Annotated in this window: 19 protein-coding genes, 4 tRNA genes and 1 other annotated feature (1 of these 24 cut by a window edge); of the genes, 14 read left to right on the forward strand and 9 right to left on the reverse strand. The window is 44.4% G+C overall.

Annotated features, from left to right (window positions below; all coding sequences use genetic code 11):
* Positions 1 to 58, reverse strand: a sequence feature (Trp leader region); it reaches 57 nt to the left of the window's first position.
* A complete protein-coding gene (trpL2, locus tag AC3CHU_RS05970; protein WP_009848753.1) occupies positions 5 to 130 on the reverse strand; it encodes a tryptophan operon leader peptide in 126 nt (41 codons plus the stop codon). It overlaps the preceding feature by 54 nt.
* A 120-nt stretch (positions 131 to 250) precedes the next feature.
* Here trpL2 and rnm point away from each other — a divergent pair, with 120 nt between their 5' ends.
* From rnm to rluB, 3 genes are all read left to right on the forward strand, one after another.
* Positions 251 to 1,120 (forward strand): RNase RNM, encoded by an 870-nt coding sequence (rnm, locus tag AC3CHU_RS05975; RefSeq protein WP_054547341.1) that lies wholly within the window; start codon positions 251 to 253, stop codon positions 1,118 to 1,120.
* A 55-nt stretch (positions 1,121 to 1,175) separates the two neighbouring features.
* On the forward strand, positions 1,176 to 1,796 hold the full coding sequence (locus tag AC3CHU_RS05980) for an L-threonylcarbamoyladenylate synthase (RefSeq protein ID WP_017076369.1): 621 nt from the start codon (positions 1,176 to 1,178) through the stop codon (positions 1,794 to 1,796).
* Between the two features lie 159 nt (positions 1,797 to 1,955).
* Positions 1,956 to 2,984, forward strand: coding sequence for a 23S rRNA pseudouridine(2605) synthase RluB (gene rluB / locus AC3CHU_RS05985; protein WP_004729784.1), 1,029 nt, complete (start codon positions 1,956 to 1,958; stop codon positions 2,982 to 2,984).
* Positions 2,985 to 3,181: 197 nt separating this feature from the next.
* On the opposite strand, the gene AC3CHU_RS05990 is transcribed toward rluB, so the two are convergent.
* The 3 genes from AC3CHU_RS05990 to efpL all read right to left on the reverse strand — a co-directional run bounded on the left by AC3CHU_RS05990 (position 3,182) and on the right by efpL (position 4,672).
* Positions 3,182 to 3,673: an RNA methyltransferase gene (locus AC3CHU_RS05990; protein ID WP_004729783.1), complete on the reverse strand. Its 492-nt coding sequence runs from the start codon at positions 3,671 to 3,673 to the stop codon at positions 3,182 to 3,184.
* Positions 3,674 to 3,762: 89 nt separating this feature from the next.
* Positions 3,763 to 4,092 (reverse strand): HI1450 family dsDNA-mimic protein, encoded by a 330-nt coding sequence (locus tag AC3CHU_RS05995; RefSeq protein WP_004729782.1) that lies wholly within the window; start codon positions 4,090 to 4,092, stop codon positions 3,763 to 3,765.
* Positions 4,093 to 4,102: 10 nt separating this feature from the next.
* Positions 4,103 to 4,672: an elongation factor P-like protein EfpL gene (gene efpL, locus AC3CHU_RS06000; protein WP_004729781.1), complete on the reverse strand. Its 570-nt coding sequence runs from the start codon at positions 4,670 to 4,672 to the stop codon at positions 4,103 to 4,105.
* A gap of 137 nt (positions 4,673 to 4,809) precedes the next feature.
* On the opposite strand from efpL, the gene AC3CHU_RS06005 reads away from it, so the two are divergent.
* Positions 4,810 to 5,577 (forward strand): nucleotidyltransferase family protein, encoded by a 768-nt coding sequence (locus AC3CHU_RS06005; protein ID WP_237300170.1) that lies wholly within the window; start codon positions 4,810 to 4,812, stop codon positions 5,575 to 5,577.
* A 140-nt stretch (positions 5,578 to 5,717) separates the two neighbouring features.
* Here AC3CHU_RS06005 and AC3CHU_RS06010 read toward each other — a convergent pair whose 3' ends face one another.
* Complete coding sequence (locus tag AC3CHU_RS06010) at positions 5,718 to 8,081, reverse strand: DNA polymerase II (RefSeq protein WP_488525238.1); 2,364 nt, start codon at positions 8,079 to 8,081, stop codon at positions 5,718 to 5,720.
* 425 nt (positions 8,082 to 8,506) lie between these two features.
* Here AC3CHU_RS06010 and uvrY point away from each other — a divergent pair, with 425 nt between their 5' ends.
* From uvrY to nspC, 10 genes are all read left to right on the forward strand, one after another.
* On the forward strand, positions 8,507 to 9,151 hold the full coding sequence (uvrY, locus tag AC3CHU_RS06015) for a UvrY/SirA/GacA family response regulator transcription factor (protein ID WP_017078219.1): 645 nt from the start codon (positions 8,507 to 8,509) through the stop codon (positions 9,149 to 9,151).
* 15 nt (positions 9,152 to 9,166) lie between these two features.
* Positions 9,167 to 10,999 (forward strand): excinuclease ABC subunit UvrC, encoded by a 1,833-nt coding sequence (gene uvrC / locus AC3CHU_RS06020; RefSeq protein ID WP_488525239.1) that lies wholly within the window; start codon positions 9,167 to 9,169, stop codon positions 10,997 to 10,999.
* A 46-nt stretch (positions 11,000 to 11,045) separates the two neighbouring features.
* On the forward strand, positions 11,046 to 11,603 hold the full coding sequence (gene pgsA / locus AC3CHU_RS06025) for a CDP-diacylglycerol--glycerol-3-phosphate 3-phosphatidyltransferase (protein ID WP_102434829.1): 558 nt from the start codon (positions 11,046 to 11,048) through the stop codon (positions 11,601 to 11,603).
* Positions 11,604 to 11,869: 266 nt separating this feature from the next.
* Positions 11,870 to 11,943 (forward strand) — tRNA-Cys (locus tag AC3CHU_RS06030).
* 47 nt (positions 11,944 to 11,990) lie between these two features.
* A tRNA-Gly gene (locus tag AC3CHU_RS06035) sits at positions 11,991 to 12,066 on the forward strand.
* Between the two features lie 80 nt (positions 12,067 to 12,146).
* Positions 12,147 to 12,233, forward strand: a tRNA-Leu gene (locus AC3CHU_RS06040).
* 36 nt (positions 12,234 to 12,269) lie between these two features.
* A tRNA-Gly gene (locus tag AC3CHU_RS06045) sits at positions 12,270 to 12,345 on the forward strand.
* 816 nt (positions 12,346 to 13,161) lie between these two features.
* Positions 13,162 to 16,113, forward strand: a complete 2,952-nt coding sequence (locus tag AC3CHU_RS06050; RefSeq protein WP_488525240.1) for a diaminobutyrate--2-oxoglutarate transaminase family protein — start codon at positions 13,162 to 13,164, stop codon at positions 16,111 to 16,113.
* A gap of 8 nt (positions 16,114 to 16,121) precedes the next feature.
* Positions 16,122 to 17,372 (forward strand): carboxynorspermidine synthase, encoded by a 1,251-nt coding sequence (locus tag AC3CHU_RS06055; protein ID WP_010438082.1) that lies wholly within the window; start codon positions 16,122 to 16,124, stop codon positions 17,370 to 17,372.
* A 210-nt stretch (positions 17,373 to 17,582) separates the two neighbouring features.
* On the forward strand, positions 17,583 to 18,716 hold the full coding sequence (gene nspC / locus AC3CHU_RS06060; RefSeq protein ID WP_488525241.1) for a carboxynorspermidine decarboxylase: 1,134 nt from the start codon (positions 17,583 to 17,585) through the stop codon (positions 18,714 to 18,716).
* 85 nt (positions 18,717 to 18,801) lie between these two features.
* On the opposite strand, the gene AC3CHU_RS06065 is transcribed toward nspC, so the two are convergent.
* From AC3CHU_RS06065 to AC3CHU_RS06080, 4 genes are all read right to left on the reverse strand, one after another.
* Positions 18,802 to 19,338: an Lcl C-terminal domain-containing protein gene (locus AC3CHU_RS06065; RefSeq protein ID WP_146457118.1), complete on the reverse strand. Its 537-nt coding sequence runs from the start codon at positions 19,336 to 19,338 to the stop codon at positions 18,802 to 18,804.
* Positions 19,338 to 20,987 carry an Lcl C-terminal domain-containing protein gene (locus tag AC3CHU_RS06070; protein WP_488525242.1) on the reverse strand — a complete coding sequence of 550 codons (1,650 nt, stop codon included), beginning with the start codon at positions 20,985 to 20,987 and terminating at the stop codon, positions 19,338 to 19,340. Before AC3CHU_RS06070 ends, AC3CHU_RS06065 begins: the two co-directional genes overlap by 1 nt.
* A 192-nt stretch (positions 20,988 to 21,179) precedes the next feature.
* A complete protein-coding gene (locus tag AC3CHU_RS06075) occupies positions 21,180 to 21,692 on the reverse strand; it encodes a glycine cleavage system transcriptional repressor (protein ID WP_010438087.1) in 513 nt (170 codons plus the stop codon).
* Positions 21,693 to 21,945: 253 nt separating this feature from the next.
* On the reverse strand, positions 21,946 to 22,857 hold the full coding sequence (locus AC3CHU_RS06080; RefSeq protein ID WP_054547348.1) for a DUF3943 domain-containing protein: 912 nt from the start codon (positions 22,855 to 22,857) through the stop codon (positions 21,946 to 21,948).
* Positions 22,858 to 22,904: the final 47 nt, after the last annotated feature.

Consider the following 22,904-nt stretch of genomic DNA (forward strand, 5'->3'; position numbering starts at 1 on the left):
TTAATTAGAAGTACACGTTGGCCCACCAAGAACTTGTCCAAGTGCGCCACCAATTAAGCTCTGAACTTGCTTCTACTGAAGAAAGTTCTAAAACTTTATCTTTATGGTTTTGGTTAAATTCTTGTAACATAGTGAACCTATCAAATGTGATACTTCGTATTTGTGTACTAGTTAACTAGTTTTGCGCTTGCAGGTCAAGTGCGTTGACACAAATATAACGATAAAAATTGAAAACAATGAAAAAGAATATATGAGAATTGATCTACATAGTCATACAACAGCCTCAGATGGCCGACTTACTCCACCTGAACTGATTGACCGAGCGTTAGGCTTTAACATCGAAGCGTTAGCGATTACAGATCATGATACGACTGATGGGCTTGCTGAAGCTCGCAGCTATATTGCTGATAACAATCTTCCTATTCAGTTGATTAACGGCATCGAGATCTCAACCGTTTGGCAAAACAAAGATATCCATATTGTTGGGTTAAACGTCGATCCTGAATCACCAGAATTGAAAGCGTTAATAGAACAACAAAAGCTTCATCGTATTGGGCGTGCTGAGATGATTGCTCAACGACTCGAGAAAGCGACCCGTGAAGGCGTTTTGGAAGAAGTTAAGTTGATTGCTGGTGATGCACCAATTACTCGAGCGCACTTTGCGAAGTGGTTAGTCGACAACGGCTACGCGAAAACCATGCAGCAAGTGTTTAAAAAGTTTCTTACGCGCAACAATCCAGGTTATGTGCCGCCAACATGGTGCTCAATGAGTGATGCTGTAACGGCTATTCATGCGGCTGGCGGTCAAGCGGTATTGGCTCACCCTGCGCGATATGGACTTACAGCCAAGTGGGTTAAACGTCTGCTCGCTGCATTTGTTGAAGCAAATGGTGACGCTATGGAAGTGGCTCAACCTCAGCAAGCACAACAAGAAAGACGCACACTTGCGGATTATGCTATACAATACAAACTATTAGCCTCCCAAGGCAGTGACTTCCATTATCCATCTCCGTGGATGGAACTTGGACGTAATCTCTGGCTACCTTCTGGGGTCGAAGAAGTATGGAAAGATTGGGAGTTTCAAACGGTTTCACCAACTGATACTGATGACAGTATTTAGGTGAACCAGCTCCTTCTGATGATAGAGTCGAGAGATTCGATAACGAGGATCAACAATGAGCCAGTTTTTTTATGTACACCCAGATAACCCACAAGCGCGCTTAATTACTCAAGCTGTTGCGATTATTCGTAGTGGTGGTGTGGTGGTTTATCCAACAGATTCCGGTTATGCGCTGGGCTGTCAGCTTGAAAATAAACAAGCACTTGAACGCATCTGTAAAATTCGTCGAATCGATGATAAGCACAATTTCACGTTGTTATGCCGTGATCTTTCTGAGTTGTCACTGTATGCACGAGTTGATAACGTTGCTTTCCGTTTACTTAAGGCGCACACGCCCGGTGCTTACACGTTTATCTTCAAAGCAACCAAAGAAGTGCCGAAGCGTTTGATGAACGCGAAACGTAAAACGATTGGTATTCGTGTACCAGACAACAAGATTGCACTTGACCTGTTGGAAGCAATGGGCGAGCCATTGATGTCGACGTCTCTAATTCTTCCGGGTAACGAGACCACTGAATCGGATCCAGAAGAAATTCGCGACAGCCTAGAGCATGCGGTTGATGTCATTTTGAATGGCGGCTATCTAGGTGAGCAACCAACTACGGTTATTGACTTCAGTGACGATGATGCCGTTGTTTTACGTCGTGGTGCCGGCGATCCAGCGCCGTTTGAATAATAGCGTTACTGATTAACAGTCTGTAACGAAACAGCAAACCTGCCAGAGTAAATAACAAGTGCTTTTTGGCAGGTTATTTGCGATAATACGCGACCGCGATTTGGTCGCGAAAAATTCATTCGACGTCTGTGAAGACGACAATTAGGTAGAAAAGAGTAAATGAGCGAAAAATTACAGAAGGTTTTAGCGCGAGCTGGTCACGGTTCTCGTCGTGAACTAGAAGGTTTAATCAAATCTGGTCGTGTAAGTGTTAACGGTCAAGTTGCGAAATTGGGTGAACGTCTTGAAGACGAGAACTCAGTGATCCGTATCGATGGCCACACAATTACAGGCAAAGCCTCTGAAGAAGTGGTTTGTCGTGTACTTGCTTACTACAAACCTGAAGGTGAGCTTTGTACTCGTCACGATCCTGAAGGTCGCCGTACTGTTTTCGATCGTCTACCTAAGATCCGTGGTTCTCGTTGGATTTCAGTTGGCCGTCTTGATGCAAACACATCGGGTCTTTTGCTTTTCACTACTGATGGTGAACTTGCAAACCGCCTAATGCACCCAAGCCGCCAGGTTGAGCGTGAGTACCTAGTACGTGTGTTTGGTGAAGTGACTGAGCAAAAAGTTAAGAACGTGACTCGTGGCGTTCAACTTGAAGATGGTATGGCTCGTTTCGAAGACGTGGTTTACGCTGGCGGTGAAGGTATGAACCATACTTTCTACGTAGCGATTAACGAAGGTCGTAACCGTGAGGTTCGTCGTCTTTGGGAATCACAAGAAACAACAGTAAGCCGTCTGAAACGTGTACGTTACGGTGATATCTACCTTGATAAGAAACTGCCTCGTGGCGGTTGGAAAGAGCTAGATCTTCAAGAAGTAAACTACTTGCGTGAGCTTGTTGAACTTCAGCCAGAAAAAGAGACACTGTTGGATCTTGATCCTGCAAACACTTCTCGTAAGCGTGAGCGTTCTCGTAGCCAGAAAATTCGTCGTGCTGTTAAGCGTCACGAAGAGCGTGCAAATGCTCCTAAAGGCCGCAGCAACCAGACTAAACGTAAGAAGCCTGCTACTCGCGGAACTACAACACCTGATTCAGGTCGTAGTGCTCCAGCGACCAATGGCAAACCTCAGGCTACCAAAAAGCCTAAATTGAACAACGGACGCCCGGCTAAACCGGCTAAGCCAAGATCACGTAAGTAATTACACCAGTAGTTGCTACAGTTCTTAAGCTTAATCCAACGTTTCGAATACTAAAAAACCTGCTAACTTAGCAGGTTTTTTTTCGTCTTGAATATGGCGCAGTTCAAATCATGTGGAAGTGCTTACCAAGCAGAAACGATTAACTAGGTAGAAGTGCTTCACTAGCTAGGGTGACTAGCTATGGACTACGATTGGTATTAGGTCACTTTCAAATGATTAGAAAAATTATCACCCTTCGCCATGCGGTCATACAAAATAACATTGACCGCGGCAGCAAGGTTCATGCAGCCATTGGTCGGAACGTAGATGGTTTCACGACAGAAGTCCGTGATCTCTTTTTTCAGAGTCCCATCTTCAGGGCCGAAGATATAAAAAGCACGAGGTGGGTGTTTATAATCAGGCAGAGGCTTAGCGCCTTCTATCAAATCAACCGCGATTGGTACGCAGCCAACTGGAATAATGTCTTTCAGGTCTTCAACACCAATTAATGGTAGCTCAAGGTGCTTTTCTTTGGTGTCGGTATGAAACTGTCGAGCGTGGTCATAACGGGTGCCCGTATAAAATACAGAGTTTGCTCCGTAGCAACCAGCTGCTCGCATTACTGAGCCAACATTTTCAGGTGTTTTGGGGTTTACTAATCCAACACAGGCATAGCCTTTGGATAGTGTATCTGTCTTTGCTTTGGTCATAATTTTGTAGAGTTGCAGTTTGGTAAAGTGATGAGGCTATGAAATCATAAGAAAATCAGCTCAGTACTCGGAGCTGATTTAAGAAGAGCCTAGTCGCGTTTCCACAAGATGTGACAGAACTTGTGTTCAGGGTCACGGCTGATCAGCAGACGAGCGAATACGTCATCTAAGACATCATCAGCTTCATTTACAAGACCAATGCGTACTTCAGCGTAGATCTCTTTGTCGACTTCAAAGCCAACATGTTCAACCCAATCGTCACCAGTTTCAACGAGCTCTGCAGCGCCACGATCTTCAAACTGAGCCGTGAATAGGATCACGTCTGCTGGTTCAAGGTTATCAGGAGCCATCTCTAGAAAGATGTCGTATGCAGTGTCAATTGCGTCGTCGTAAGACATTAGGTCGTTAGCTTCGGTCATAATAAATATCTTAGCTTGCGCGGTTCATGTATTTACGTTCAGCTGTGTTCACAACAACTTTGTCGCCAGTTGCAATGTACTCAGGAACTTGAACAGTAAGGCCTGTAGACAGACGAGCTGGCTTAGTACGAGCTGAAGCAGATGCACCTTTGATTGAAGGGTCTGTTTCTTCGATCACTAGCTCAACTGAAGTTGGTAGTTCAAGCGTTGCTGCAGTACCGTCGATAAGAATCGCGTACATGCCTTGAGTTTCTTCGTTGATGAACAGCAGTTCGTCTTCGATCATTTCACCGTTGAAGATGAACTGTGAGTAATCTTCGTTATCCATGAAGATGTACTCGTTGCCGTCAACGTAAGAGAACATCACTGCACGCTTAGTTACGTCGATAGTTTCAACGATTTCGTCAGCCTTGTGGCGAACTTCTGTTTTAACGCCAGTTGCTACATCGTGACCACGGAAGCGGTAAATCTTTTGACCGCCACGGCCACCTGGTGTTGTCACTTCGATATCTTTTACTAGTACTGTTTTGCCATCAACGTTGATCGCAAAACCTTTTTTAATCTCACTTGCTCTAGGCATTTTGTGTTTGTCCTTATTGGGTCTATCCGGTGATTATATCTCGTAGACGCTATAAATAGGAATAGCTTGAATCATAAAGTCACCTAAGCGATCATAGAGAGACAGTTAAATCATTATTTTATTTACCGAAACGACCTATGCAGCTACCTGTTATTGACCCAACACAGCCATTTCAACCTGAATTCCAACCTGTGGTTAACGATCTGATTACCTTTTTAAAAGGTGGGTTAGGTTCTAATCTGCACAGTGTCTATGTTTATGGCAGTGTGGCACGTAAGCAAGCCGTTGTCGGTCGCTCGAATCTAGATGTGGTCGTGGTTACTCATCGTCACTTCCCAGATCAACGAACTACGCTGCTGAATACCATCAAGTGGCGCTTCCAAAAGAGCTTCCCTCAGGTCACTCAAGTGGCAATCAAAACCACCTTGGTGAGTGAGATCGTTGATTTCGACAACATCTTTACGTGGGGCTTCATGCTCAAGCATTTAGCCGTGTGTGTGCATGGTGAAGATCTATCGGACTGCTATGGTGATTTCGAAACGAGTTGGGAAATTGCTAAGCATTGGAATATGGATGCGGAAAACTGGTTAGCGGTTTATCGTAATAAGATTGCCCGAGCAACAACGCCAGAACAACAAGTTGCAGCACAGGTGATTATTGCTAAAAAGCTACTGCGAGCGAGTTATTCTTTGGTGATGTATCGTGACAAATATTGGTTCGATGACCCAATAGAGTGTGGTCAACAGTTCTTGAAATATCATCCAGAGAAAGAAGTCGAGATTCAAAGATTGGGTATTCTGTTGTCTGGACGAGCGATTCCCAAACGTTCGGTGATAGGGATTCTTGATGGCTTTGGTGAATGGCTGGTTAAGCAGTATCAGAAAACTGAGTTTCGAATCGGGTAGGGGTTCGTAACCTCCCAATGAATACTAAAAAGCAGAGCGGGCTGAGTAACACAGCACTTCTCTGCTTTTTTCGTTTTGATGTTTGGCTCGAGTTTTAATGGTATATCGAGTCTAATGTCGCCTAGAAAAGAAAAGTAAATCTAGAACAGGCCTAACTGTTGTCCGCTGACTTGTTCAAAATCTAAACCAATGAAGGGCAAGATAGCCTCTGCAACCGGTTTGATTTGTTTGTCGATGTAATGCTGATAATCGATACCACTCTTCAAGTACTCCTTTGGCTCAGGGCCACTCAGTGTAATCAAATATTCAATACGCCCTTTGTTTTGGTATTGAAGCGGGCGACTAAGTTTGGCATTTATCTCATCGGCCATACGAGCTGCGCGAACCTGTGGCGGAATGTTTTTTTGATACTCGTGTAGTTTGCGGCGCAAACGCTTTTGGTACACCAGTAAATCATCGTGTTTACCGGCAGCGGTTTCATCGACAAACTGTCTGACATAGTCCGTTGGATCTTGGTCGTGAAACACCATCTCATACAGGGTTTGTTGGAATTGCTGCGCGAGAGGTGTCCAATCGGTTCGCGCACTTTCAAGCCCTTTAAAGATGATCTTCTCTTGGTCGCCTTGATTGATCAAGCCTGCATAGCGTTTCTTCGAGCCGGTTTCTGAACCTCTAATGGTCGGCATTAGAAACTTGCGATAGTGAGTTTCGTATTCCAGTTCGAGTATTGAGGTTAGGTTGTAGGTTTCTTTTAAGTGATTTGTCCACCAATCGTTGATGTAAGCGACCAGTGCGTTCCCGATCTCATCTGCTTTTTGTTGATCGTAACTGCCGTTTAGCGATACGAAGGTTGAATCGGTATCTCCGTAAATTACTTGATAACCTTTATCCTCGATTAGAACCTTGGTTTGCTTCATGATCTCGTGCCCACGCATAGTGATCGATGAGGCCAAACGGGTATCGAAGAAGCGACAGCCAGAAGAGCCAAGCACACCATAGAAGGAGTTCATGATGATCTTAATCGCTTGAGAGAACGCTTTTTCGTTGTTCTTCTTTGCAACGTCACGTGCTGCCCACAAGTTTTCGATCATCTCTGGTAGAAAGTGCTTAGAACGGTGGAACTGACCGCCACGAAACCCTGCCACCGCTTGGTCTTCTTCAGAGCCTAACTCTAACTTTAACCCCTCAATTAGCCCCATCGGGTCAATTAAGAAAGAGCGAATGATCGATGGGTAAAGGCTCTTGAAATCGAGTACCAAAACCGAGTCGTACAGGTTAGGAATGGAATCCATCACGTAGCCGCCGGGGCTGGCAATCCAGTTCTCGGGCTCTAAATTAGGCGCGACGTAACCTGCTCGGTGTATTTGAGGCATGTATAAATTAGTAAAGGCCGCAACAGAGCCACCAACACGATCCAGTTCGACACCGGTTAATCGAGAGCGCTCAATCGCGAAGTCGAGTAGGTGAGTGTGCTCGAAGATGCGGTTTACTAGCACGCAGTCTTGAAGGTTGTACTTGGCGAGCGAAGGCTTATCGAACTTAAACATCCGGTTTATCTCATCCATGCGGTCGTGAACGTTATGGATGTCTTTACCTTCGCCGAGTAGCTCTTGAGATACCGATTCAAGAGACCAAGAGCGGAAGTGGTAGGTCGCTGTCTTGAGCATGTCGATGCCATCCAACACAACGCGGCCTGGGATAGTGATAAAGCCTTGCTGGTTTTGTGCAGAACTACGGAAAAAGCTTGGTTGATTGTCTCTGCCGATATTGAGCTTCACTTCGTTCCATTCTGAACGTTTGTGCAGCAGCCTAAAATCGAAATCAATGACATTCCAACCGATGATGATGTCGGGATCAAATTCAGAAAACCATCTAATCATCGCCTCGAGTAGAGCTTTTTCATTAGGAACCCATTGGACGTTTGTGTCAGCCTCTTGTGGTTCGCCGACCATGATGACTCGGCTGTCCATCGGGCTGTCTAAGCCAATGGAATAAAGTACGCCTTTTTCCGAGCATTCAATATCAAGTGAAACCACAGATAAGCTGGGTAAGTAATCGCCCGCTCTGCATTTTGCATTGGAGACTCTAAGATGCTGACTTTTTTGCACGGCAGTCCCAGTGAACTCAATGCTGCCTTTGATAAAGCGTTCCATCAGATATCGATCGGCGAGTCGAATATCGCTTTCAAAGGTCTGAATCTCTTCGCTGTGAAAGGCTTGTGCTAAACCAAAGCTACTTCTCGACAGTGAGGTGTAACATGCGGCGAGAGGGGTTTGATCGAATGTGGCTAGTTCTAGGGACTTGAATTGGCAATCAATCGACTCTTTCGCTGCGATTGCCTGACATTCTTCAACATCAGATTGAGCGACGAAAAATACAGGTTTTTCATTTTGAATCGTCAGCAGAGTTGGGCCTTGAGGGGAGCTTAACCACAAATCAATTTGGGTACGCCCTGAAAAGTCTCTCGCTTGTCTTGTGAGTACAAAGCCTTGCTGAATATCCAATGTAGTAACCTATTGAAATTGGGAATCGAATACTACCATCTAGCGGCTCTCTGCGCACAACAGGCAACCAAAATACTAACTAAACTCTAGTTAACAGAGGCAAATAACGGGACTCCATAAGCAAATAAGTGAAATTGTCGTGAATGGCTATTCAATGGTATTGAAAATATCTTTATCTTGTGTAATTTTATTGGGTGTTGTTTTAACTGGTTGATTTTTAGAAAAAGCTTGTTGTTTTAGTTAGCTTATTTGTTAATAAGTACTTGCTAAAGTTCGTGTTTCAGCACATATTCAACAGAGCTTTTTTTAGTAATTAAGTTAAGATGTACTCAATGCTGCGATCCACTGTTCCTTTGTTCAATTGTTTCAAACAGATGAAATGACACAGTGGTTGCAGAGCCAATTAATAGTGTGGAGATACAAGTTTGATAAATGTTTTCCTTGTAGATGATCACGAGCTGGTTCGCACAGGGATACGACGTATTATTGAAGACGTCCGTGGAATGAACGTAGCAGGGGAAGCTGAAAGCGGTGAAGATGCTGCAAAATGGTGTCGTAGTAATAATACTGACGTTATTTTGATGGATATGAATATGCCTGGTATTGGTGGCTTAGAAGCAACCAAGAAAATCTTGCGTTTCAACCCTGATGTTAAAATCATCGTTTTAACTGTTCATACGGAAAATCCGTTTCCAACTAAAGTGATGCAAGCTGGAGCTGCTGGTTACCTTACTAAAGGGGCAGGTCCAGATGAAATGGTAAATGCAATTCGAGTGGTTAATAGTGGCCAACGATACATTTCACCAGAAATTGCGCAGCAGATGGCTTTGAGCCAATTCTCGCCTGCGTCTGAAAATCCATTCGCAGACTTATCTGAGCGTGAACTTCAAATCATGATGATGATTACCAAAGGTCAGAAAGTGACGGATATTTCAGAACAACTCAATCTAAGTCCTAAAACAGTCAACAGTTACCGCTACCGTTTGTTCAGCAAATTGGATATCAGTGGCGATGTAGAGCTGACGCATTTAGCGATTAGACATGGAATGTTAGACACTGAGACCCTTTAACACTGAGATCGTATAGTGACCAACTTGTTTGACTCAGTGTCATTTCTCAAGACAGTAACAGAACAGCCCGGCGTTTATCGTATGTATAACGCCGAGGCTGTTGTTATCTACGTCGGTAAAGCAAAGAACCTCAAAAAACGCCTTTCCAGTTATTTCCGTAAAAAAGTCGACAGTGAAAAAACGCGCGCTTTAGTTAGCAATATCGATAAAATCGATGTCACTGTAACGCATACAGAAACAGAAGCTCTTATCCTTGAGCACAACTACATCAAGCAGTACCTACCGAAATACAACGTACTTCTGCGTGATGATAAGTCGTATCCCTATATTTTCATTAGCGGTCACAAGCATCCTCGCTTGTCGATGCATCGTGGTGCTAAGAAGAGAAAGGGTGAATACTTTGGTCCTTATCCTGATTCTGGCGCTGTGCGTGAGACGCTACACCTAATACAAAAGATTTTTCCTGCTCGCCAGTGTGAAGACACGGTTTATGCGAACAGAACACGCCCGTGCTTGATGTACCAGATTGGTCGTTGTGCGGCGCCTTGTGTTAGCTCAATTATCTCTGATGAAGAGTACAGCGAGCTTATCGACTACGTTCGTCTATTCCTGCAAGGTAAAGACAAGCTCGTCCTTGAGACGCTTATCGATAAGATGGACAAGGCAAGCCGAGAGCTTCGTTTTGAGCAAGCCGCTGCTTTCCGCGATCAAATTCAAGCGATTCGACGTGTACAAGAACAGCAATACGTATCTGACGATTCTATGGAAGATATGGACGTCCTCGGATTTGCCCAAGAGAATGGTGTTGCTTGTATCCATATCTTGATGATCCGCCAAGGCAAAGTTTTGGGTAGTCGAAGTCATTTCCCTAAAATTCCTAACAATACGGTACGAGAAGAGGTCTTTTCGAGCTTTTTAAGCCAATATTATTTGGCGCATAATGAAGCAAGAACCATCCCAACGCGTTTAATTCTTAATGCCGACTTGATGGAAGATGTCACACCGATTCAAGAAGCTTTGTGTGAAGTTGCCGGTCGTAAGATTCACTTCAATACCAATCCTTCTGGTACTCGTGGTCGTTACCTTAAGTTGTCGAATACCAACGCACTGACGGCCATTACTACCAAGATTAATCATAAGATGACCATCAATCAGCGCTTCAAAGAGCTTCAAGAAGTGTTGTCGATGGATGCAATTAAGCGCATGGAATGTTTCGATATCAGTCATACCATGGGTGAAAGTACGATAGCGTCTTGTGTGGTGTTCAATCAGGAAGGCCCTGTTAAGCCGGAATACCGTCGTTACAACATCACCGGTATTACTGGAGGTGATGATTACGCGGCGATGGCTCAGGCCCTTGAGAAACGGTATTCCAAACAACTTGATGTCGATAAGATCCCAGACATCATCTTTATCGACGGTGGTAAGGGGCAACTGAATCGCGCTCACGAGATTGTTTCTCAATATTGGGGTGATTGGCCATTCCGACCAAGAATGATGGGTATCGCGAAAGGTGTGACCCGTAAGCCGGGTTTAGAAACTTTAGTGACTCTTGAAGGTGAGGAATTTAACTTACCAAGCGATGCACCAGCGTTGCACCTTATCCAACATATCCGTGATGAAAGTCATAATCACGCGATAGCAGGGCACAGAGCGAAACGTGGTAAAACTCGCCGAACCAGTGCTTTGGAAGGAATTGAAGGGGTAGGACCGAAACGTCGTCAATCTTTGTTGAAATATATGGGTGGCTTACAAGAACTTAAGCGTGCAACTGTCGAAGAAATAGCCAAAGTGCCGGGCATTAGTCATTCTTTGGCAGAAAACATTTATCAAGCATTGAAACAATAGTAAAAATCCCGCACCATTAAAGCGCAATTGATAAGAGCCTAATAATATGCGTTTGAATATACCTAACATTTTGTCCTTACTGAGACTATTTTTAATCCCAGTATTCGTTGTTGTTTTTTACCTACCTTATGAATGGGCTCCTTTTGCTGCTGCAATGGTGTTTTGGGTAGCGGGTTTTACTGACTGGCTAGATGGCATGCTGGCTCGTAAGCTCGGGCAAACGTCTCGCTTCGGTGCCTTTATTGACCCTGTAGCGGATAAAGTGCTGGTTGCGACGGCTCTTATCTTGATGACTGAGCATTACCATTCGATTTGGATCACTATTCCAGCGGTGACCATGATTGCTCGTGAGATTATCATTTCAGCGCTTCGAGAATGGATGGCTGAAATCGGTAAACGTGCAAGCGTTGCGGTATCTTGGGTCGGTAAAGTCAAAACCGTTTCTCAGATGTTCGCTCTTTGGGTACTTATCTGGAGATACGACGATTGGATGGTATGGGTAGGTTACATTGCACTCTATGTTGCAACCGTTCTTACTTACTGGTCAATGGCGCAATACTTGATGGCCGCCAAAGATGATTTGTTAGACGAAAAACACCATTGATGAAGAAGCGAGCTGAGGCTCGCTTTTTTGATCTTTAACCTAAGGTTAAGTTATCAATAGTGGATATCTAATGTGATATAGATCTCCTTTGAATAGCCTGTCCACAAAGTGCTTTGCACACAAAGTCAGCTATTTAGCCTGTTTCGTATGAAATCTATTCAAACGAATTAAAAATACAAAAATAATATTGACTCAAACGCTCGAATCCGTAGAATGCATCCCGTACCCAAGAGGATGGCAATAAGCGATTCGATTGGAGTTACTAAGGCGCCTTGGCAGAGTGGCTATGCAGCGGATTGCAAATCCGTGGACCTCGGTTCGACTCCGGGAGGCGCCTCCATTATCTCTTTTTCTTAGTTAATGAGAAGAGGTAAGAGTAATGAAAATGCGATACTAGCTCAGTTGGTAGAGCGCAACCTTGCCAAGGTTGAGGTCATCGGTTCGAACCCGATATATCGCTCCAAAATTTGTAATGTTGATTGGCTTCGACATTAAGATGGTGTTTTACTTTTCAGTAATCGGCATCGCAATAAAGAATTGCGTGCCCTGGTGGTGGAATTGGTAGACACAAGGGATTTAAAATCCCTCGGCGTTCGCGCTGTGCCGGTTCAAGTCCGGCCCGGGGCACCATCTATTAAAGTCTACGTCTTAACGGATGTAGCAAATGCGATACTAGCTCAGTTGGTAGAGCGCAACCTTGCCAAGGTTGAGGTCATCGGTTCGAACCCGATGTATCGCTCCAAATTAAAAAGCCCGAACAGAAATGTTCGGGCTTTTTGGTTTCTGCTGTTCTGATTTTTACGAGTCATTCCTCTATCTGTGTAGTGAACTTTGCTGGTTTCAGTGCGAGATTCCCTATTAGGTCGTCTCTCGGCTCTAGAGAATGACAAAAGCCCTAGCTTTAGAGCCTCTCTAACATCTTCTGTATACCCACGTCGTCATCCTCGGGCGCGAGGAACGAATGAACCGGGGATCTCCTTAACTAAAAAATAAGTTGACGATATTTTCGGCAATTTTTGAATCACTGCTGCTATTTACCAAGCTATTATTGAAAACTATTGATCGTTCATTTCACTTTATGTTACTTTCCCGCGCAATCTCGGAATGATCAATGTTCAAAAAGAGCAGCGATAGCTTCTGGGGGATACGCGTAGTGACCATTCTTGCTGATTGGGACATTACGTAGGGTAGGTATCGGCTAATCCTTTAGCTGATAGACGGGATACTTATGGCGCAATTCGCCATGCTAATGGGAAACCCAACATTGAATACACTAATAACAACATTGCTAATCAGCTCTGCATTTCCAAAAGGGCCAGTTCTTCATAGCTGTCCGATACTGCAAAAATGTCCAATTCTTCAAAACAGTAGCATTACTGAACCTTGAGCTCGCGCTAACTAATTTTTGCTGTCCTAAGACGGACTAATTTCGTATTCGTCATTTGACTTATACGAGCGTACAGCTATATCTCATTTCTAGACAATACGCGTGTTTCACTATGAATTCTCTCTAAATCAATAGAGGGACGGTGTGCAATTGCGTCTGATGGAGGTGAGTATGAACACATTCAAGGGGACTTTTATGACTACCGCCTTTGAAGTCGATATTAATACTATCGCAAATTCATTTTCAACTATGGTTCCTATCGTAGAGGGAACTTACGACTTAACACCCGACGCTATTTTGCTTGAGCAAGAACAGCATGAATCGGATGTTCGTTCATACCCAAGACGCCTACCGATTGCTATAAAAAGAGCATGTGGTGTTTTAGTTGAAGATACTCGTGGCCAACTCTTTCTCGATTGCTTAGCTGGTGCCGGTACACTTTCTCTGGGTTACAACCACCCTGAGATTAACCAAGCACTTAAAGAGCAACTCGATTCTGGTTTGCCATACCAAACACTTGATATTACGACTCAAGCAAAAGAGACGTTTATCAAGCGAGTTAAAGCGTTTCTCCCTCAAGATTTTTCAACTAACTCGGTTCTTCAATTTTGTGGCCCGTCTGGCGCTGATGCTGTGGAAGCGGCTATCAAGCTAGCCAAGCAAACAACAGGTCGTAACACCATGTTTGCTTTCCGTGGTGCTTACCATGGCATGACTAACGGCACTATGGGTATGATGGGTAACCTTGGCACGAAAGAACGTCGTAGCGGCTTGATGTCTGACGTACATTTCATGCCTTTCCCATACAACCTTCGCTGCCCGTTTGGCATTGGTGGTGAAGCGGGTGCTAACGCGAGCATTCGTTACATCGAGCGCATGTTGAATGACGACGAATCTGGCATCATGAAACCGGCTGCCATGATCGTTGAGCCTGTACAAGGTGAGGGCGGCGTGATTCCAGCTCCGGCATCTTGGCTACAAGATTTACGTCGCATCTGTGATGAGCACGGCATCCTACTGATCTTTGATGAAATTCAATGTGGTGTGGGTAAAACCGGCCATCGCTTTGCGTTTGAAGAATCTGGTGTTAATCCTGATATCTTGTGCCTGTCTAAAGCGATTGGTGGCGGACTGCCTATGTCGTTGCTTGTGTTCGATAAGAGCATTGATACTTGGAAAGCGGGTGAACATACCGGTACATTCCGTGGTAACCAATTAGCAATGGTGTCTGGTGCTAAAGCACTGGAAATCATCGAGCGTGATGGTTTGGTTGAACACGCGAACATCGCAGGTCAATACTTACGTCATGGGCTTGAGAAGATTCAATCTCGTGTGAACTGTATTGCTGAAGTTCGAGGTAAAGGCCTGATGCTTGGCGCTGAGATCAAGCAACCAAACGGCGAACTCAACAAATTTGGCGAGCCGCAATCAGACGGCGAGCTGACGTTAGCGATTCAACGAGCAGCATTAGAGCGTGGCTTGATGGTTGAAAAGGGTGGTCGTGATGGTTCGGTAATTCGTTTCCTTCCACCTATGATTATCTCTTTTGAGCAGATCGACTTTGCATTGCGCGTCATGGAAGAAGCGATCATCGCAGCGGGTGGTGGTTTACGACAAGACCAAACACAAAGCGAAGAATCAAATCAGGAATGGAACAAGCATTTCATCCAGACGGGTTTAGGCGGTAGCGACGAATTTGCTAGCGTGATGAACCAAACTACTCAAGCGATGAAAGCGGTTTTTGAACAGGTTGAAGCCCCTTACTCAGGTTTAGACCCTAAAGTGCTAGAAGCTGCCATCAATGCTGTCGATCTCGATAACAACCAACACGCTCTGGTTGATGTTGTGGATAGCACGGCTGACTTAGTCGCAGCGAACTCTATCTTCGTGCAGCACCCAGACTGTATTGCACACCTTCACACTCCTCCTCTTATGGCTTCTGTTGCTGCGGAATCGATTATCGCGGCGTTGAATCAATCAATGGATTCATGGGACCAAGCATCTGCAGCGACTTATGTTGAACAACGAGTCGTGGATTGGATGTGTGAGAAATACCAACTTGGCGATCAAGCTGATGGTGTTTTCACCAGCGGCGGCACGCAAAGTAACTTAATGGGTTTATTGCTTGCGAGAGACTGGGTTGCAGATAAGCACAATGGCCACTCAATCCAAAAGCTTGGCTTACCAGAATACGCAAGCAAGCTTCGTATCTTATGTTCAAAGAAATCTCACTTCACGGTTCAAAAATCGGCCTCTTTAATGGGTTTAGGCGAAGCGGCAGTGTGTTGTGTTGATACCAATGCAAACGGCACGATCAAGCCGGACTTGCTAGACGCAGAAGTGAAAGCACTTAAAGCTCAAGGTTTGATTCCTTTTGCTGTGGTTGGTACGGCGGGCACAACCGATCACGGTGCTATTGATGACCTCGAAGCGATAGCTGAAATCGCCAACCAACAAGATCTTTGGTTCCATGTCGACAGTGCTTATGGTGGCGCGCTTATCTTAAGTAGTCATAAAGCTCGTCTAAAAGGCATCGAAAAAGCGGACTCTGTCAGCGTTGATTTCCACAAGTTGTTCTTCCAAACAATCAGCTGTGGTGCGGTGCTGCTCAAAGACAAAGCGAACTTTAAGTACTTACTGCATCACGCAGATTACTTGAATCGTGAGCACGATGAGCTGCCGAATCTGGTCGATAAATCCATTGCTACCACCAAGCGTTTCGATGCACTGAAAGTTTTCATGACGATGCAAAGCGTTGGGCCAAAGCAATTGGGCGATATGTACGACCATCTCTTAGAGCAGACGCTTCAAGTTGCCGATCTGATTCAGAAGCATGACGATTTTGAGTTACTTGCTGAGCCGTCACTGTCTACTGTGCTGTTCCGCTCGGTGCCTAGCAATGAGCAATCGGCAAACGGCGTTCTTGATTTAGACAAACTGAATCAGACGTTAAGACTGGAGGCGCTGACTCGTGGCGTTGCCGTTCTTGGCGAAACGGTCGTCGATGGTAAAAGCGCGCTGAAATTTACTATCTTGAACCCGTGCTTAAAAACATCAGATTTCAAATCTCTAATTAACAAAATTCAGACTCTAGCCACTGAGCTAGCAGAACAACAAGGGTAATTAATACTATGGCTATTCTACAAATTGGTGCAGGCGGCGTTGGTTGGGTTGTTGCACATAAAGCAGCACAAAATAACGAAGTACTGGGTGATATCACAATCGCTTCGCGCACAATCGCGAAATGTGAAAAAATCATCGAATCGATTAAAGGTAAAAACAACCTTAAAGATTTAACTAAGAAACTAGAAGCACGTTCAGTAGACGCTGACGATGTTGATGCGCTTGTTGCTTTGATTAAAGAAGTTAAGCCTGATCTAGTTATCAACGCTGGTCCTCCTTGGGTAAACATGGCGATCATGGAAGCGTGTTACCAATCTAAAGTATCTTACCTAGATACATCGGTAGCGGTTGACCTATGTTCTGAAGGTCAACAAGTACCACAAGCTTACGATTGGCAGTGGGGCTACCGTGAGAAGTTCGCTGAAGCGGGCATCACAGGTATTCTTGGTGCTGGTTTTGATCCAGGTGTGGTATCAATCTTTGCAGCGTACGCGGTTAAGCACTTGTTCGATGAGATTGACTCAATTGACGTGATGGACGTGAATGCTGGCGATCACGGCAAGAAGTTTGCGACAAACTTTGACCCAGAAACCAACATGCTTGAGATCCAAGGCGATTCTTTCTACTGGGAAAATGAAGAGTGGAAACAAGTACCTTGTCACTCTCGTATGCTTGAATTTGAATTCCCGAACTGTGGTTCTCACAAAGTTTACTCAATGGCGCATGATGAAGTTCGTTCAATGAAAGAGTTCATCCCAGCTAAGCGTATCGAATTCTGGATGGGCTTTGGTGATGCATACTTGAACTACTTCAACTGCATGCGTGATATCGGTCTTCTTAGCCCAGATCCGCTAACACTGCACGATGGTACTGTGGTTCAGCCTCTGCATGTTCTTAAAGCACTACTACCAGACCCAACATCTTTGGCTCCGGGTTACACGGGCTTAACGTGTATCGGTACTTGGGTTCAAGGTAAGAAAGACGGTAAAGAGCGCAGCGTATTCATCTACAATAACGCAGACCACGAAGTGGCTTACGAAGACGTAGAGCACCAAGCGATCTCTTACACAACAGGTGTTCCAGCGATTACGGCTGCACTTCAGTTCTTCCGTGGCGAATGGGCTGATAAAGGTGTGTTCAACATGGAACAGCTAAACCCAGACCCGTTTCTAGCAACGATGCCTGAGATCGGTCTAGATTGGCATGTCCAAGAGCTAGAGCCTGCAGCTGGTTTACCTCTGATCCATACTTTGAAGTAATTCTGGCTCTTTGCCCTCGTTGCGTTGTCCATCGTGCTTATTTACATTCGTAAACTTCGCGCGATGTCCTAGCTACAAGGGTAAAGTTCTGCGTATTCAATCCAAAGTTTTCAGAATGACAAGAACGTACAAATACAAGCCGATGCTGTTGCGTCGGCTTTGTTCGATTATCATGTGCCTTCGTGAACTCGAGGGCCGCAAGGTATTAACATGCAAAACAACGAACTAAAAACCCCATACTTTATGATCAACGAAGACAAGTTGATTGCGAATTTAGAGATAGCTAAGCAGCTGAAAGAGATTTCAGGTGTGAAGTTGGTATTGGCACTGAAGTGTTTTTCGACATGGGGTGTGTTTGACATCATCAAACCTTACCTCGATGGCACGACAAGCTCTGGTCCATACGAAGTGAAACTTGGCCATGAAACTTTCGGTGGTGAAACGCACGCTTACAGTGTCGGTTACAGCGAAGATGACGTGAGAGAAGTTGCGGATATCTGCGACAAGATGATCTTCAACTCACAAAGCCAGTTCGCAGCGTACCGTCATATTGTTGAAGGCAAAGCGTCGCTGGGTTTACGTCTGAATCCGGGCGTAAGCTACGCAGGGCAAGACTTGGCAAACCCTGCGCGTCAATTTTCTCGTTTGGGCGTACAAGCTGATCACATCAAACCTGAGATCTTTGATGAGATTAATGGCGTGATGTTCCACATGAACTGTGAGAACAAAGACGTTGGTGCGTTTATCGGCCTACTTGATTCAATCTCAGAACAGTTTGGTGAGCATTTAGATAAATTGGACTGGGTGAGCATGGGCGGTGGTGTGTTCTTCACATGGCCGGGCTATGACATTGAAAAGCTTGGTCTTGCGCTAAAAGCCTTCTCTGAAAAGCACGGCGTGCAGATGTACCTTGAGCCGGGTGAAGCCATCATCACTAAAACAACTGACTTGGTTGTGACAGTGGTTGATATCGTAGAGAACGTGAAGAAAACGGCAATTGTCGATTCAGCTACCGAGGCGCACCGACTTGATACGCTTATTTACAATGAGCCAGCATCGGTATTGGAAGCCTCAGAAACAGGCAGTCACGACTATGTGATTGGTTCATGTTCATGCCTTGCGGGCGACCAATTCTGCGAAGCGAGCTTTGATGAGCCTCTGAAAATTGGTCAAAAGCTGCATCTGTTGGACAGTGCTGGTTACACCATGGTGAAACTGAATTGGTTCAATGGTTTGAAAATGCCGTCTATCTATTGTGAGCGCAGTAATGGCGAAATTCAAAAATTGAATGAGTTTGGCTATGACGACTTCAAACGTTCTCTGTCGCAGTGGTCAGTAAAGTAACTGAGTCATAGCTTCAGAACAATAAAAAGAGCAGCCAATGAGCTGCTCTTTTTGATTTTGGACTCTTACTTGATGAAAGAGTGTTTTACTCGTTCAATTCTTTTACTAAGCGGATAAGGGTCATCCCACTTGAATTTGTGGTTACTTCTTGTGCTTCTGTGAAGTCAATTATCAATCCGTCGTGATTAGTATTGATACCATTATTGTCCGGAGTATTTGTCCAATAAGGTGCATTTATTGTTGTTGGGAAGTAACTCAGATTAATAGCTGGCTGGGTACAGCGGTAATCAACAATGGAACCAAGCTCTTTGATATTTGGTAGTCTAAAACTATTTTGAGATCCAATTGTTGTTAATGTTGTATCAGCCGCCGCGGCCAAAGCATCTTGAAAAGAGATGTAGTTCGTAGGGAACCCGCTACAAAGATTACTTTCTGTATCATAGGTTTCCCCGAGACTGCATTTGGCCCATAACAGGTTGGTGTGTATATCTAAGATCGTTCCATCTTGGCGGTCGATGAATTGACCATCAGTTTGGGAAGCGGGTTGATTTTCAACACAGGTTTGAGCGGAGCCTAAACTCGGAGCAAATAGGGCTGCTATAACATAATATTTAAGTTTCATTATTCGACTACTCCACTTACTGCGATAACACCTTGATAAGTCCCTTTGTTACAAAGTTTCATTTGCCCGCTTGATGTATCCATACACCATGCACTGCTGCTGGCTCCAACAGAAGTGGACTGCGTAAAAATAGTATCAACAGAGCTCACATTCTTGATGTATGGGAAGTAATCAACAGTCGTTGGGTCAATAGTGCCCACATTATAGTTAATAAATGAACGAGCTTCTGCCGGAGAAGGCAAACGCCAGTTATTGACGCCACATGCACCAAAGCTATTTAGGTTGGCTAAGTAACCTTCGGCATCACAACGTCTATTACCTGAAGAATTGGTCGAGTAAGCACACGTAGAAGAAATTGGTCCGTCAGCCAGAAGCTCATCATTTTTATGACCGGCAGAACCGCCATTCGTTGTGGAAACTGAATCATACCATGTGTATTGGTAGGCAGCGCTGCGCCAGTAGGCCGATTTTGTCGAATATGGGTACGGGTTTGCATCAGGGGCATTGGCGTAATCTTCTAACCATTGATCGATTGCGCTTTGATTTGGTAAGTCGATTGGTTGCTGTTTGGCTTCAATATACATACCTGTTCGTTCATCTCGAACGCAAGACCAATCCGTGGCGCTATTTGGAAGAATGTTGCCACTGTAATCTAATTTAGTGAATTTAAAGCCGTATTGACCGTCTGAGTGGTCTGTACCGTTAGTACTATCTAAACCATAGTTGGCATCTTGCCCGGGGTAATTGGCTGGCGCAGATATTAAATCGTGGGTTGCACCATCAGAGTAGGTAGTAAAACCCGTATCGTTAATCCCTCTATCGCCGGGTATATAAAATGACAGCGAGTTGTGATCGCTATCGATCGAGGTATTTCCGCTACTGGACATGGTGAATACAACCGATTCCCCCCCTTCACTTAGCCTATCTTGTTTGGCTGTTACTTTTATTGCGTGCGTTAAACTTTCGGCGGGAATCGTAATAGTCATGCTACTAAGATTACTGGTGTAATCATCATTTGAAGCTATCCCACTTTTTTCTAGCGTAACGGTAATATCTTGGTAGGAATAGTGGCTTAACTCAATGTTACTGCTGTCACTATCCCCTTCTAAGACCACTTTGCTGGTGTCGCTATAGCGAATACTTGGTTCAGAATCACTATCGGATAACGTCACATTTGTTTGAGCATTGTCGATTTTATATAGATCGCTACCATCTGCGCTTATAGAATAATGAAGAGTTTTGCTTCCTTCATACAGATTATTGTGCACAAGGTTTAATGGCAGATCTGCGTTTGTTGCTCCTGCCGCAATTTTGACGTTTTGGCTAGAGATAACATCGTAGTTCTTGAACGCGCCACTGGAACGTGTCGTCACGTCACTGGTTGAGATCGTCAAGGTTAGATCTTGGCTTAAGGCTTCGGAAAGAGAAACGGTGATCGACTCTGTTTTTGACCCTGATTGTGGTTCAGAAAATGAAACACTATTAGGGAGGCTAACAGTAACTGGGGAAGAGGATGAACCAGTACTGGTTCCTGTCGTTGTTGTTCCACTGTCATTATTTTCATGGCCGCTTTTACAGCCGCTAAATAGTGTTGTGAGAAGGATTACTGAGATGGCATTGAGTTGCCAACTCGACCTTTTTCTTTCCATGTATCAACCTAAGCTACTAAATTATATAAGATATCTATGATAACAACAAATCCATACAAATGCTTGGTTTCATATGTCTAGGTTATGTTTTTCTATCCTTTTTATTCGTATTTTTGTAAGTTATGTAAGTGAAGTGTGTTTCTCATTAGTTAACCTCCCAACAACGAATCCATTGTCGGGAGGGTAGGTAACTTAACTCTCAATCATCACTCGAGTATCTTCGCTGAGTGTTTCGAGTTCATTCACTACGTCATCAATCAAAACTTCGATTGGTAGCTTAACGGCAATCTTGGAAGTAAATAAGCTTGAGCTAACACCGCCGCCACCGGCGATAAAGACACGGTGGCAGTCCATATCGAGAATGCTGATCCCTTGTCTGTCTAATACATGTGTCACTTCGTTGACGATACCGGCTCTGTCGTTAGAGTCGAGCCTTAAGTGATGGATTGTATCTTGTGCGTTGTGAGTGTGGTCTGAATCAACAAACTGCACGATCAAGTCAGTATTGGCGCTGAAAGCCTCTTTGACAATCGATTCGTTGATGGCTGGAAGTTGAACCTTAAGTACGCCTGCGACCTGGTCTTCAATAAAATTAACTTTACTGATGAGCCATTTGCCGTCGTTTTCGTGAGTAACAGCAGCAAGTTGTTTGATTGTTGCTGGTGATGCTTTTCCGATAAAGTTTACGATAAATGTACTGTTCATATCAGCCCCCAAAGTTTCAATGATTCGTTTCTAATTAAATGTTTGATATCACGCGATAAAGTTCTTTAATTTCAGTGTAGAAGTTTACATCGAACAATGTTTGACCTACGTCAATTTTTGAAACTAAGCTGTGAAGTAAAAAAAGAGAATGAAGAGTAGGGCACAAAAAAAGCGGCTAGAGAGCCGCTTTTTAGAAGAGTTGTCGCTTTTATTAGGAATGCAGTAACTTGAAATTCATAGACTGAAAGACGATTTAGAACGTTACTTTAAAGTTCATACCAACAAATTGAGAATCGTATCGTGCGCCAGCATCGTAGGCGAATCGAGCTGCGTCTTGGTTATCCCACCAAGGGTTAGTATTCAGATTAACTTCCGCGTCACCACCCCATGCATCACTTACCCAGTAGTGGATATGGCCAACAGGGTTTAGGAAGAATAGAGACACATTACCCATGGTTTGAGAGCCCATCACTTCGCCACCTGAAGCAACGATGTCTTGTTCTGCTTCTAGCATCATTTCACCAACAACGGCACCAAAGAAAGGTGTGATGAAGAGATCTTGCCATGAAGGTACTTCAGCAAACGCTTCTACGCCGTATTCCCAGAAGAAGGTCGACATTGTCCAAGAGTACATGAAAGACTCAAACTCGTCGTAACCAGCATGTCGAGCTGCTGTATAGTAAACACCACCGAAATACGGGTGCATCACGTAGTTTAGGAAGTGTTCGTCACGATCCCATACTGGGCCTTCGGAAACGTTATCTTTCCATTTTTTACCCAGTGCGCTGATATCACGTTGGTCATCATCCCACTTAGTGATACTTTCAGGTAAAAGAGTCATTAGACCAACGGTTGCGACACTTAGGCCAAGAATAGTGTAGGTTTGACCCATTAAGTAATCCCAATCTTTGCCATCGCTGACGGTAAGGTAGATTGGTTGCTTATCGATCGTTAGATCGTACTGATCACTTGATTCGCTTAGTGCATAGTTCTTGCTAGGCTTGTAGGTGTACAAGCTTTCATTAACACAGTAATCTTGAGCACATTCATCCGAGTAAGAAAGGTTGATTGGCTGGTCGAAGTCGTATTGGCTTGCAACCGAGTTAACTGACATTAGCATTGAAAATGCAGCAGTAACCTTCGTTAGTAACGGTGATTTGGCCACAAGGGTCTCCATGAGAAGTTAAGAATTGATCAGAGTCACAATTATCT

Source organism: Vibrio sp. QJM3NY_39 (genome assembly GCF_057785895.1).